This window comes from uncultured Ruminococcus sp. (assembly GCF_946415235.1).
GTDB lineage: Bacteria > Bacillota > Clostridia > Oscillospirales > Ruminococcaceae > Ruminococcus.
In genome coordinates this window covers 1-13708 of the sequence record NZ_CAMKRR010000074.1, presented here as the reverse complement: position 1 = coordinate 13708, position 13708 = coordinate 1, and the positions used below count along the sequence as shown (strand labels likewise).

The following is a 13708-nucleotide window of genomic DNA, read 5'->3' as shown; positions in this document are numbered from 1 at the left end:
TGTCTCTTTTATTATACACTACTTCAGAGGTTTACACAAATTTTAGGATAGACTCTGAAAAAATGACAAAAGTGCAGAAAAGAAAGATAAATACAAAACAGGGACTTTTTACAGTCCCTGTTTTTCATGTCAATGACAAGCTGCTTTCATAAGCTGAAACTATTTGAAAGCTCCTCATATGCAAAGTTTTATTATTCAGATCGTAACATTATATCCGACCCAGTCAGCGCCCTTATCGTCATTAAAATATTCTTTCGGAACAATTACCTGTGCGAGGCAGACCGACGCCTCATCATCACCATTTTGATTTCCGTTATACATAATGAAAGCACCTAAGCTGCCTGATGAAGGCAATATAACATTCACCATATATTTTGGTCCATCTGAACCCGCCCCCTGAAATATCCATCTCATAAGCAGAACATTATTCTCGAAAAAGCTATCGCTGTATTTCTCAAGATAACTGTTCATTACCTTTTCATGGCAGAACTGCTCGAGATAGCTCTTCAGCCCGTCAGTATCCTTAATAATAGCGGAGATGTTTTTATTGCTGTTTTTCCAGTCAGCATTCAAATTTACGTCGTTATGAAAATCGGTATACCAGTCAACCTTATTACGTATTCCGGTATCTGAAAACTTATCACCGTCCTGAACCTTAACACTGGTGAAATTATCGGATCTATCGCCGATATAGACCATATCACTGCCATTCAGCTTTAAGTAGACAGTTTTCTCGGAGTTTTCATCAAATGGATATTTAAGCACGACTGTATCTCCGTTAAGCTCCCATTTTCCGATCGTCATATAACTTAGAGTATCTTTCTCATAGCACGCAAATTCCCCGTAATCATTAAATGTTATTGTAAAAGATGAACTGTTTTCATACACGAAAGTTTTGCCAAGCAAATCTTCCGAAGATTGCTCATGCATAAGCTTTTCAAGCTCGGCATCTGATTTGTTTATCAATTCATTATAATATACACGGATATAAAGCTTTGCAAAAGCAGTACCGTCATATACAAATACCATATCGTAATATCCTCGATCATCTCCACCATCGCCATCGCCAATACTAGTTATTATCACTCCATCTTTTAAGGAAGCCACTCCATATGCAATTGGCATACTGTAATTTGCAGTCTCATAGTAACTCTGATCGTCCTTGTGCTCAAATAAGTACATTTTTATTCCTGATTTTGTGTCCGTATCAAGAGTAACTGTGATTGCTTCTTGTAAGCCAAAAATACAGCGAATTCCAGATAGTGAAGGCTTTTTTGAATTAAACTCATCAGAGCCATATAAACTTCCTGAAAGACTGATACCGCGTATCACAGGCATATCAGTTCTGTCATTTGGAATAGATAACAGTTCTCCCGAAAGCTTTGCTGTTATTTTCGACGTAGTTGTTGTAGTTATTACAGTTGTCGTCGTTACAGCTGTTGTTGTCGTAATTGCCGCTTTGGGATTCTTAACATACTCAGAGAAGCTAAGATTGCCTCCAACAGATACGTATGCATAATATGTGAGAACACTTGACGCATCTACTGCATCTATAAATCCGTCACCATTGACGTCCTGTTCAGCAAGTTCGCTTTCAGCGGGCTTGGCAGATGATGTCGAATATTTTGCGTAGTTAGCTAGAATTATGGAAGCATCTATGGCATCTATCAGTCTGTCACGATTTACATCACCGAGCGGTATATTCATACATTTCAGCATAAGGATATTATCGATACGTGGAGTATCCGTATCATTGACTCTAAGATATTCAAATCTTATAGTTATTTCATCTCCGATTTTATAGTGAATAAGCTGGTCTTTGATAGCACTTGAAAGGAAACGATATTTTCCATGATTTTCAAATTGAATTGTAAAATCATCGATATCTTTTATTATGTCTGTAAACATATCATTACCGTAATATTCCAATGTAGTAACGAGACTTGGAGTTACGGAAACTGAAGTAGTTGTAGTAGTATATGTTGTATTTGAAGCTGTTGTAGTGGTTCCGGTAAGCACGGGATATAACGATGGAGTGCCTATATAATTTTCATTATCCCAGTCTTTATCAACTGATACTGACTTTATAATATCATTTTTTTCAGCTTTTGAAAGCTGATCTTTATTAAGCTCACAGAGGATAAATCCGTAATTCGGATATTCAATATCTTCAGTAATATCAACACCGATATCTTCAAGTATAGGTTTTGCAAGATCTTTTTTAGCTTTTTCCGTCAGTTCTTTTGAAAGCCTTTCATAATTCACGTTAAAGTACTCTCTTTGCATACTTAATCGCTCAAGTTCTGTATACTTTAATACGTCAAGGCTGTCATAATACTCTTTACTGAGTTCCTCAGCCTTTTGATGCGCTTCACCTTTAACTTTGTCAAGTATTTTAGCATCATAATTGAACAGTATCCTTACATCAACAGTCTCTTCAACGCTGTCAAACTCAGAACGGGTATTGTCAGTTACTATCGCAGCATCTGTACTCATAGTTGCTAACGAAGCACAGGCGAACATTACTAATGAAGTAATAACTGCTAAGGCTTTTCTCGTTTTTTTCATAATAATACCTCCCTTTAATATCGCAGGCAAATCATTAAGCAGGACACTTTAGGAGAATAATCTGCCAATTTTTAAGCTTCCAATTGTTAGACGTATGAAAAGAGTAAAACTCTCACACATAATAATGCTATCGCAAATATTTATCGTTCATCTTATGTAATTATAATGGCAAAATATATTACTGCAACTTACATTTTTATTTCATTTACATAAACTTCACTACTTTTATAATACTATATAAAAACTGATAAATCAATGTATCTTTATTAATAATATAATTATTATAATATGCGCTCTTTTTCGTAAGTTCTGTAAGTGTGCCGCTTTTATGTTTATTGAATACTATCGTATAAACGTAGTTATACTATAAACTCTAAAGTGTTGCAATACTTAGATGATAGTGTATAAAAAACTGCCGTACCTTATCGGTACAGCAGTTCTCTTTTCATCAAACATAAGTCAAATACATCTAATCTATCATCTTTACACAGGTCAGCAGCCTGCCATTGTGATAAATGTGTATTTGGAACGGCAAGAAGCCATTTCTGTAATAATACAACATCGGTTATGTTTAGCTCACCATCACCATTTACATCACCCTTGACATATGTATATGGTTTCCACAACTCATTCAGCCATTCAGTTCTTTGATGAATATAATTTCCGACCTTGTCAACTGAATCCATAAACGACGCGCCGCTTGTTGCATAATTGAAAGCAAAAGAGTAATTCGCACCGCCGTAGGTGTGCCATCGAACATTGTTCATTTCAGCCGAGGGACGGATATTTTCAGCCAATTTAAGTAAATACGGATTATCACTATCGGTCAGTGATGAGAGATACGGCTCAAATCGTTCAAAAAAAATCTCTGCCACACGCTTTACGAAATTCTCATTCTTATAAAGCAGTCCTATCCAACTGATGCCGACAGTAGGACGACCGCTTCCTGATGATGAAGTCTTTCCTCCGTCCTCATAGCCGTGTATGGGAAAATATGCTGCAAAGAGATTATCAGGCTTATACGAATAGCCGATATTTCCGTCTGAATTAACACGCAATGTCGGGAAGTTATTATATGCAAGGTCAAAATCCCACGCAGGACTGAAATGCATCTTGCCGTCACCAGTAAAGTCCGAATCCTTCCAAAGATAAAAGCTGGAATATGTGGCATCAATATTTTCGCTGATCTCCTGCACAAGATATGCGATAATAAGTGATTCCTCATCAAGATAGTCGCTGTAATGCTTGCCTTTAGCATTATATCCATTATCAGAGTAGATCGCATCCTCCATATCCTGCACAAAAGAACGGATATATTCGACCTGAGATTTTGAAGCATACTCCGGACCGTCAATGCCTATAGCCTGTCCTCTTGATGTTACGAAGCCGCTTTTACATTTATAGCCGTATCTGTTCCATTGCTGAAACTGCAACAGATAACCTTCCGTTATATCTTCGGGGCTATTGGGAATATCATAGTATTTATAGCTGTTTTCCTTGTATTCATTGGCATTGTCAGCACCGACTACTTGTTGCGAATAGCTGTCAAGATCATGGCTGTTCAGCTTTTCGGTCACTTCCTCAAGGTCACGGATATTGATACGGTTCTTCTGTATCTGCACACGTTCATAAAGCTGATAAGCGCCACGATAAGAGCCGTCTGCATACAGATCAACGAATACAGAATCCATAACACATTCCATTCCTGCCGCTTTGCACATTTCTTCTGTCAGCTTATTTCTCAGCATAGAATGATCGAGATAATTCGCCAATAAAGTCCACTTCTTAGCTTTCCCCATATCATATAGGTCTTCTTTTTGCGGCAGTTTCAGGTTGTACGGCTTCTTTTTACTGTAATCCCATGAGGAATTTACGTGTGCCGTGAGCTTTTCAATGTTACCATTGTACTCAGCACCGCCCTCTGCATTTAGCATGAGAGCCCTACCTGTCTCGGTAATACTTCGGTCATGATCAAGCGCATCCAATCCGCCGTGCGATGTTGACAGATAGATACAGCCGAGGTTGGACTGCATGATTTTTAGCGTTCCGCAGTCTACATCTCCGACAGTGATTTGAAATGTATCGGCATCACTGAGCAACGAAGTTATTTCTCCCGACTGCACATGCATCTCCTGAAATGAAATTGTAATCGGGCAAACCACACTTTACTCATTACATATTCAATCTGTTTGGTGACACGAACGCACGTACTGTGGCCCAACCTGCATAAACCGAACGCTATAATGAAAGCATGGATGACTGTCTTGTATACGGGCGCTCTGTCCCAAAGAGGAAGTCGTCAGTCCAATTACTGCTTTCAGTATAGCTTATGTAACAAGTACGTGTAAACCCTTACTGGCATGCAAGGTTTTACCCGTCAATTATATTGTAACAGGGGAGATAGTGTAAAAAACATCGGTCTCACGATTAATCGTGAGACCGTTTTTGTATATTTTTCAAATCATACAATCTTACTGAAAAAACTCCCCAAACTCCTTTTTTAATACGGATCACATACTCATGCTCATGGGCAGTATTTCCGTTAACAATATCCGTCCATATTGTCATTGGTCTGTAGTCAAAAGGAAAGCACTTTGAATTTTCACCTGAGAAAGTATAAACATAGTCTTCGGGCATATTTTTTATAACTACGCCATAAGCGGAATAAGAATCTCTGTTTTCAAAGCTATATGGAAGTTCACAGCTGTATGTCTCATATGCCGATGTGTTCCATTCTGCGATCTTATCAATAAGATCTGCATCTACATCATACTTATCAAGAGTATATAATTCAATATCCAGATCTTTGACTGCTTCATTGCTAATTTCATCAACAATTGTGATTTTTATAGGGAACCTGCCTTCTGTCGGAAATTGTACAACTTCTTCAAGCGTTGGTCGATTAGTTGTTGTTATTGTTGTTGATGGAACAGGTTTCGTGGAAGTAACGGTACTATGCTTGGTGGTGTCAGTAACATCATTCGTCATATCAGTTATTGTTACAGAAGTATGGGATAGAGTCGTTTGGAGATTTTCACCTGATACTGATAATGTTGTTTGCGATGTATTGATATCATTCAAAAATACTGTTTCTGAGGAGATATTTGAAACGGATGTGCTTATTGCTGTTACTTGGGAAGCATTAACGTTTGTGCCGATTTGTGAAGCTTTATCTGATGATACTGTATTTACTGTTGTTGCCGAAGCAGTTGTTTTATTCATAGAAGTTGTTTTGATGCCTGATATCACAGCAGTTGATGTTTTTTTAGGATCTGAGGTTGTAGTTTCGGAAATTTCGGTTATTATGGAAGTTTCATTATTCTCGGGAAGATTTTTGCCGGCATTACTGTGCCATATCGAAACATTAATAATAACAGCAGCACAAATACCTGAAAGTGCATATGATATATGTTTTATTGTTGCCGCTCTTTTTTCACGCCGGCTGATTATCTCATCACTTCGTTTTAGCACTCTTTCAGCAACTTTCAATGTAGTCTCGTCATATTCCCTCATATCTGAATCCCTCCTTTTCCAAAATATTTCTCAAGGATTCCTTCGCACGATACAGAAGATTCCGTATCTGCCTTTCGGATTTATTCATTATCTTCGTCGTTTCGGTGTTACTGAAATTCTCAAAATACACAAGATACAATACTTGTCGATAGTCATCATTCAGTCTTTCAAGCGCTTTGAGAAGCTGCCTTTTTTCTTCATCTTTGATATAATTACGTTCAATATTTTCTTTATCGGCGATGTTATAGAAATCATCTATTGAAACTTCGGAATGTCTTGCTTTTTTCTTGATGCTATTAAGTGCAGCATTTTTCCCTATCGTAAAAAGCCATGTTTTAAAAGTACATTTACCTGAGAATTTAGGCTTATCTGAACATATTTTTACGAAAGTGTCCTCTGCAAGCTCCTCAGCAGTACAGAAATCATTAACAAAGCTATTTATAAAGAGAACAAGACCTTCTCTGTAATCCGCTATTATATCAATAATGGCATTTGTATCACCTTCAAGGAAACGGCGGTAGCTACTTGCACCGTTATCCATATAAAACTCCTTTCAAATGCAATATCAATATCCCTTTACTTATTAGACAACCAAAACAGTGATTTGTCTCACCCTAATTATATATTTTTCTGATTATTTTGTCAAATAAAAAAATTATGAAAACAGGTGAGACAAAACCACTATAATGTTGTCTAAGTAATGAAAGCCCGATGAGGGTAATATGTATATACATAATACATGAAAAAAAGGGGATTTCGTTATCCGAAAGAATATCTGCAAAGCGGGATTCCTCATTTGACCGCAAAGGAGGTCTTATTATGAAAAAAGCGAAGATTTTATCGGTATTTCTCTCGATGTCATTAGGCTTGACATCATTTACAGCTGTTCATGTAACAGCTGCGGCAGCTGATGCTCAAACCAATCAGCCAACTTCGGTTGAAAAGGAAGGTTCTGAACATAATTACGTTACCACAACAAAACCCGAAAAGCAGCCGAATGTTACAACAGAAACCACAGCTAAACGCCCAACACTTGAAGAGGTTGTTGAATTTCCGACAGAAGGCAAGTATCCTGCTAAATTCACAGTTATTGATGAAGTCAGCAAGGAAGTTGTCAAAGATCTGGATATTGAATTATATACTCTTGATAAGTATGATGTAGATGCAGATCTTATTGATAAGATCGCAGAATGGAACACATCGGAATACAGAACATACAGCTGTGAGCTTCCCTACAGGTTTGAAAACAGAGATTCTTATTCTGCTTATGGCGTAGTTATAAAAAATATGCCCGAAGGCTATGTTTATACCTTCTCAGGTGAAAATTCAAAGTGCTTTCCTGTTGACTACCGCCCAATGACTATATGGACTGATGATGTTAACGGAAATACTGCCCATGAGCATGAATATGTGATCCGTATTGAAAAAGAAGGTACCGAGCATAATTATGTTACTACATCAAATTCAGCTCCTGACGTAATAACAACAACAACTACTACAAAGGAACCGATAAAAGGTGATGCGAACTGTGACGGTCAGCTTGATATGTCAGACGCAGTTCTTATAATGCAGTCTTTGGCAAATCCGGACAAATACGGTGAAAATGGAACATACGAAAGACATATCACCGAACAAGGAAAGAAAAACGCAGATATGGACGGCGATGGACTTACAGTAGGCGATGCTCACGTTATACAGAAAAGACTGCTAAAACTTGAGCAATGACATTTAATTCTCCATTCTCCAATATAGCAAAAGTCCTCACACAGAGGACTTTTGCTTTTATAATATCACTTTATTCATATTGTGATACGAATTATAGTAAATAGCAAAGAGTATTATATCAGCTATAAAAAGGATTTGAATTTCTCTGAAGCATTTATATAAGTATAATTTATATATTCTCAAAATTTTTTCTAAGAAAGCAGCAAAAATGCTTGACAAATGCTTCAATTTGTGATAAAAAATTATGGTACTGCGGAGCTACTGTTAATAAAGTCCGCCTCGGTTAGTCTGAGCCGTGTAAAATTTATCAGATATTATGCGGATATGGCGGAATTGGCAGACGCGTATGGTTCAGCTTGCGCTATGATAGTGAAAAAATATCGGTCTCACGAATATGAGAGACCGTTTTTATTTTTCATAGATTATCTTAATATCATAATAGCAGTGCCCGTCGTAATTTTCAACTTTTTCATGGATACAAAAACAAAAGTCAATTGCTGAATCCTATTCTCGACCAAAAACGCCCTACATTTTTATGTAGGACGTTTCCGTTTGTGAAGTAAATAGTCTATGACTTATGATCTATTTTTAAAGATCCATGCCTTTTGTAGATACAAATCCATCATCCGAAGACGTTGAAGCTATATAATAACAAGATATATTTTCAAGAAATAAGTCCTTGAACTCTTCGGCAGTAACATTAATGATCAAGTTTTCAGAAGCTTCACTGTAATCATATTTGATATTTTGCTTTTTAAGCTGCTCGATAGCTTCTTGAATCATTGCTTTTTTGTAAGCTTTTATTGCTTCTGCTAAAGCGGTGTGAGGCTCAGTGCTAAAATCTGCGATATCAGCTTCTACCGCGTCTCTCAGAAATTCGCCATTTACGATATACTTTGCAAGGAATTCCTCACCGTAAAACTCTACTCTTTGCTCGTAAAGCTCTTGCGACCATTTTATTCCATCAGGTGTTCCTGTTGTATACAATAGCTCACCGTATTTCAGTTCGTCACCGTCTTTAAGTATCTGATGAAGCTTTTCGTCAAGTAAGTTATTATCGCTTACTGCTTCATTGTACTCAGTTATTGTTTTACCGTTATACTTGTAGTTTTCATCGCTTTTGAACTTAGGAGATATAGCTATAACAGTGTTTTCATCTGTATTTTGACTCAGCAATGTATATAACTCAGAAGAAACAGGCTTTCCGTTCCATGTCTGTCCAAAGCCAACGTCCTGACTTACAACAGCTTCATTGTTGTTTTCCTCATTTTCAGAACTCTGATTACTATCTGTATCATCAAGTCCGAGAAGCTTCTTCTGTATTGCCTGTGCATCACCAACTGTCAGTCCGTCACCATTCATATCGCCGTTGAGCTTGCCCTGTTCGGTAAGATGATGCTCTGCTGTGCCGTCTATACCATACTTATTAGGATTTGCAAGAGACTGCATTATTATTACTGCATCAGACAAATCAATCTGACCGTCACAGTTTGCATCACCTTTAAGCGTTGATTCATTCGTATTATAATCGTAACTCTGCTGATAAATAACTAAATTTTCATCAATACCTTTCCCTTTAACATATGCCTGTATTTCTTCAAAAAATCCGTCATATGAAATAAATATCTTTTCAACGCCATCTACCGCACGAACATATGTAAATCCTGAAATGCCGTTAGAACGCATATACTCATTTATGCTCTCGGCATCTTCTTTTAAGCTGCTTTCAGTATCAGAAGAATCTGCGATGTCAACAACTTTTACAGTAAAGCTCGCATTTTCTGAGTCTGTAACTTTTACGGTGTATGTACCGGCTATATCGCTGCGGAAATCAGTGCTGAGAACAACCGAAGGCGACTTAGGTATATCAGACTGATAGTCAAAAGCAACATCCGGATATGTATAAACAACAGCTTTTTCATCGCCCTTTGACATTTCTATCTGTATACCAGTCAAGTCGATTTGTTCGCCGAGCTTATATTCAAGTTTGTCAGGAAGTGACACTATTTTGTATGAAGCTTTGATAACCGCTTCATGATCCTGACTCTGCTGATATACTACCAAACTTTCGTCAACACCTGTATCGACAACGTAAGCTTTTATCTTTTCTAAAAATCCGTCATAAGTAATAAAAATCTTTTCGATGCCGTCATCTTCATGAATATGTGTAGATCCTGAGATACCGTTTGAGCGCATATACTCATTTATGTCCTCAGCAATTTCTTTTAAGGTGCTCTTTTCGTCTTCTTCAGATGTATCAGCAACGTTTTTACCGGCTTCATAGACTATAACACTCTCGTCTATACCTTTTTCTTTAACATAGACTTTTATCTTATCTTCATGGGCAGAATATGTAACAACCACTTTATCATCACGTACAAAAGCATCACCAGCAATGCCGCTTCTAAGCATAAAATCGCTTATATCCTTAGCATATGCCTTTAAGCAGCTTTCTTCAGCGCTCTTATCATTCTCGGATTTATCGGAAACAATTGCATAGTCCTCACTTTGCTGATATACTATAAAGCTTTCGTCAACACCTGTATCAACAACATAAGCTTTTATCTTCTCAAAAAAGCCGTCATATGAGATGAATATCCTTTCAACGCCGTCTACTTCACGAACATATGTAAATCCCGAGATACCGTTGGAACGCATATATTCATTTATGTCCTCGGCAGTTGCTTTTAATCCGCTATTGTTTTCTTTTGTAGTAATTTCTGCCATATCGGAAACAACTTTATCCCTCAGAAATTCGCCATTTACGATATACTTTGCAAGAAATTCCTCACTATAAAAATCGACTCTCTGCTCATAAAAATCTTTTGTCCATTTTTCACCGTCAGGTGTACCAGTTGTATACAGTGCCTCACCGTATTTTAGCGAATCACCTTGTTTGAGCAGCTGACCGAGTTTGTCATAAAGCTGAGCATTTGATACGGCTGCTTCATTTTTATCTGTTTGTGCAGATACACTTGAACTTACGAAGCCGTGATCCGATCCGCCATTGTCCTCTGCAGATACCGAGATAGCAGCGTATGAAGTTGCTGTGATAATCGCTGCCGTTACAGCTGCAATTATTCTTTTGGTTTTACTCATAAAAATCATCCTCTCATTTAAATTTTATTCCTCTGGGGAAATTAGCTCTTTGATAGTATCTATGCTCGTATTATTGTTCCTGTAAAGGTAATACCCCTCATCCTCTTCAAATTTTACCGCAATAGCCACAGTAGCTTCTATGTTTTTAATTTTAAATGCCTTAGCATTATATATAGGACCAAGTCCCCGCATTTCAGCTATTCCTATATATTCACCTACATTATCGGGGGATATTCTGTACGTACTTCTGTACAATGTAATATCATCTCCGTCTAAAATTGCAAGAGGATATTTTTTGTTCATAGGCTCAGGTGGAACATTGTTGTCACCGCTGTTAGTTGTTGTCGTCGTAACAGGTTCTGTTGTAACAGTATGTGTTGTTGTATGTATGGAAACGTCATCGCCATTACTTGTAGTCGTATTTACAAAAGCCATGTCCTCACCGTTTGATGACGTAGTTGTATATTCAAAGCCGGCATTTCCGCCTTCACTGCTTGTCTGAGTAACAACTGATGAAGTGGTCGTTACCATATGAGGAATTGCGGAAGTAGTCTGAACTTTAGTAGTTACCGGTCGCGTTGCATCAGAAATCATAGCCTGAGTATGTGCTTCTGTAACTGTTGAAATGCTCGTGGTTGTTGCAGAAACCCTTGAAGTTTTGGTTATAGCTGAACCTGTAGAAACTGTAGTGACGTTTCCTGTCACTGCTGATGTAACCGCTTCGGTCGTAACCTCGACAATATCCAAATCTGACGTAATTAACGGAGTTTTATCAAAATGCTTCCAATAACCGAGCCCAAATCCTACAACAATAACAAAGCAAGCTAAAATGGGCGCGATACGTCTGAGTGTGCGTATCCGTTTTTGCTTCTTCTCCTGATATTCGTTATATCTGGAAAGTAAGCTCTGGTACATTTCATTATGACTCTTCATAATCAAAGCCACTCCTTTCCAGTTCAGATTTTAACGCTTTTTTAGCGTTGTACAGAAAATTCTTGATCTGCTTTTCCGACTTTTTCATAATCAAGGCCATTTCTGAAATGCTAAATCCTTCAAAATAACTGAGAAACAGTACTTGTCGGTATTCAAGTTTCAATCGGTGCAAAGCCTGATGCACCATGCGCTTTTGTTCACTTTTTATGTAATTGCCCTCGATGCTTTCCTCGACGGCAAGATATTCCTGTGATTCCAGCGGAACAACACTGAGCTTTATATGCTTTCGGATATATTTTGCCGTAATATTGCGTCCGATCGCATATAACCATGTCTTGAAAGAGCTTTTTCCCGAGAATTTAGGACGTTTTATCATTAATTCATAAAAGGTGTCCTCTGACAGATCCTCAGCCATATGAATATTCTGGACAAAGCTGTTCAGATAAAGCATCAGCCCTGTCTGGTATTCATCTACTATTTCAAGCATTCCCTCATTGTCGCCCGCAAGGAAACGGCGGTAGCTACTTTCACCGTTATCCATCGGGGACCTCCTCTCAGGTGCACTTGTTTTATCCCTTTACTTATTAGTACCATTTTTTTCGAAAAAGACTAAGCAGTTTTAAAAATAATTTAATTTTAACAATTATAGCATAAATTTGAGACGATTACAATATATTTCTTTTCAAAGGGAAATAATTATTTTCCAAAAAAAGCTTGACAAACTCTTCTATTTGTGATAAAATATTATGGTACTGCGGAGCTACTGGTTATACAGTCCGCCTCGGTCAGTCTGAGCCGTGTAAAATTTTTCAGGCATTATGCGGATATGGCGGAATTGGCAGACGCGTATGGTTCAGGTTACGTTACGTCAGTGTAAAAATTAATTTCGCATTACTTATCAGCATTTCTGTGGAGCAACTTGTAATAAGTCCACCTCGGTCAAGAGTCGTACCGTGTAAAAATTTTCGACTCAATTATACAAGCGGATATGGCGGAATTGGCAGACGCGTATGGTTCAGGTCCATATGAACGCAAGTTCATGCAGGTTCAAGTCCTGTTATCCGCACCAAATTCAAAGAGTGCCTTAGCAAAAGTTATGAGGAAGCATCAAAAAGCTCATAAAGTTTGCTGGGCACTCTTTGTCATTGTATCACATATCTGATGTATTGTCAATCAGGCTCGATTTCAATTATCGAGCCGTTGTTGAAGCTGCCGTTCATATCGAAGCTTATGTCGATAGACTTGTCCTCGTTCTGGTGAACTGTGACCTGACGGACAAGCATTTTCAGGTTGACATTCGAGATGTGTCTGTCTGCAAGTATAGTCTCTATCAGTTCCGAAGTATTCTTCAGTTCTTCACGGCGCTTCTTGCATACCTCATCATAATGCCGAAGATCAGCTATCTTCTGTTCAATGGAACGAATCTCCGCTTCGCGCTTTTCAATCATATCATTGTAGATCTTAGCATGGTCACCGTCATTGATGATAAAAACTATCTCCGACCCAATTGTAAACCGCTGTGTCAAGCGCAATTCAAAGGCTGAGACTCCGTTGCTGAAAATACCAAGCGCTGAACCTGTTATACGTGACGCAACCGACTGGCAGGCACGCTTCGAGACGGTCAAGAGCACTTTTTCTTCCCGAGTTGGACAGATATCCAACGCCGCGCTGAACAGAAGTATCATCGCTTACAATGAGAACTCTGACGACGAGCTTCGAGACAAATGCCGTGAGGAAACTGAGACACTTGCTATCCTCACAGGACTGGAAATAGACTCTGCCAAGAGCGGTGTGAAGCCTGATCTGACGGAGTATCTCGGCACTAAGACTGTCGCCAAGAGCAAGTTCCTGAAATACAAGAGCCTGCTTG

The 13708-nt window shown here is 38.2% G+C and carries 9 protein-coding genes, 1 tRNA gene and 1 pseudogene; 3 read left to right on the top strand and 8 right to left on the bottom strand.

Features of this window, described 5'->3' with window-relative positions:
- Positions 1-195: 195 nt before the first annotated feature.
- The 4 genes from Q0R37_RS11675 to Q0R37_RS11660 all read right to left on the bottom strand — a co-directional run bounded on the left by Q0R37_RS11675 (position 196) and on the right by Q0R37_RS11660 (position 6622).
- Positions 196-2568 carry a dockerin type I domain-containing protein gene (locus Q0R37_RS11675; protein WP_294754662.1) on the bottom strand — a complete coding sequence of 791 codons (2373 nt, stop codon included), beginning with the start codon at positions 2566-2568 and terminating at the stop codon, positions 196-198.
- A gap of 422 nt (positions 2569-2990) precedes the next feature.
- The gene (locus Q0R37_RS11670; protein WP_294754661.1) at positions 2991-4691 is read right to left on the bottom strand and encodes a CotH kinase family protein; all 1701 of its coding nucleotides are present in this window, start codon (positions 4689-4691) and stop codon (positions 2991-2993) included.
- 304 nt (positions 4692-4995) lie between these two features.
- The gene (locus Q0R37_RS11665) at positions 4996-6081 is read right to left on the bottom strand and encodes a hypothetical protein (RefSeq protein WP_294754660.1); all 1086 of its coding nucleotides are present in this window, start codon (positions 6079-6081) and stop codon (positions 4996-4998) included.
- On the bottom strand, positions 6068-6622 hold the full coding sequence (locus Q0R37_RS11660; protein WP_294754659.1) for an RNA polymerase sigma factor: 555 nt from the start codon (positions 6620-6622) through the stop codon (positions 6068-6070). Before Q0R37_RS11660 ends, Q0R37_RS11665 begins: the two co-directional genes overlap by 14 nt.
- A gap of 278 nt (positions 6623-6900) precedes the next feature.
- On the opposite strand from Q0R37_RS11660, the gene Q0R37_RS11655 reads away from it, so the two are divergent.
- Positions 6901-7806: a dockerin type I repeat-containing protein gene (locus tag Q0R37_RS11655; RefSeq protein WP_294754658.1), complete on the top strand. Its 906-nt coding sequence runs from the start codon at positions 6901-6903 to the stop codon at positions 7804-7806.
- Positions 7807-8394: 588 nt separating this feature from the next.
- On the opposite strand, the gene Q0R37_RS11650 is transcribed toward Q0R37_RS11655, so the two are convergent.
- The 3 genes from Q0R37_RS11650 to Q0R37_RS11640 are packed head-to-tail and all read right to left on the bottom strand — an operon-like array spanning position 8395 to position 12379.
- On the bottom strand, positions 8395-10905 hold the full coding sequence (locus tag Q0R37_RS11650) for a dockerin type I repeat-containing protein (protein WP_294754657.1): 2511 nt from the start codon (positions 10903-10905) through the stop codon (positions 8395-8397).
- 24 nt (positions 10906-10929) lie between these two features.
- Positions 10930-11838 (bottom strand): hypothetical protein, encoded by a 909-nt coding sequence (locus Q0R37_RS11645; RefSeq protein ID WP_294754656.1) that lies wholly within the window; start codon positions 11836-11838, stop codon positions 10930-10932.
- Positions 11825-12379 carry an RNA polymerase sigma factor gene (locus Q0R37_RS11640; RefSeq protein WP_294754655.1) on the bottom strand — a complete coding sequence of 185 codons (555 nt, stop codon included), beginning with the start codon at positions 12377-12379 and terminating at the stop codon, positions 11825-11827. The genes Q0R37_RS11645 and Q0R37_RS11640 overlap by 14 nt, the downstream gene beginning before the upstream one ends.
- A gap of 441 nt (positions 12380-12820) precedes the next feature.
- On the opposite strand from Q0R37_RS11640, the gene Q0R37_RS11635 reads away from it, so the two are divergent.
- Positions 12821-12907 (top strand) — tRNA-Leu (locus tag Q0R37_RS11635).
- A gap of 100 nt (positions 12908-13007) precedes the next feature.
- On the opposite strand, the gene Q0R37_RS11630 is transcribed toward Q0R37_RS11635, so the two are convergent.
- Positions 13008-13370, bottom strand: a complete 363-nt coding sequence (locus tag Q0R37_RS11630; protein ID WP_294754654.1) for a hypothetical protein — start codon at positions 13368-13370, stop codon at positions 13008-13010.
- Between the two features lie 19 nt (positions 13371-13389).
- On the opposite strand from Q0R37_RS11630, the pseudogene Q0R37_RS11625 reads away from it, so the two are divergent.
- Positions 13390-13708, top strand: a pseudogene (locus Q0R37_RS11625) (hypothetical protein); the annotation flags it as partial.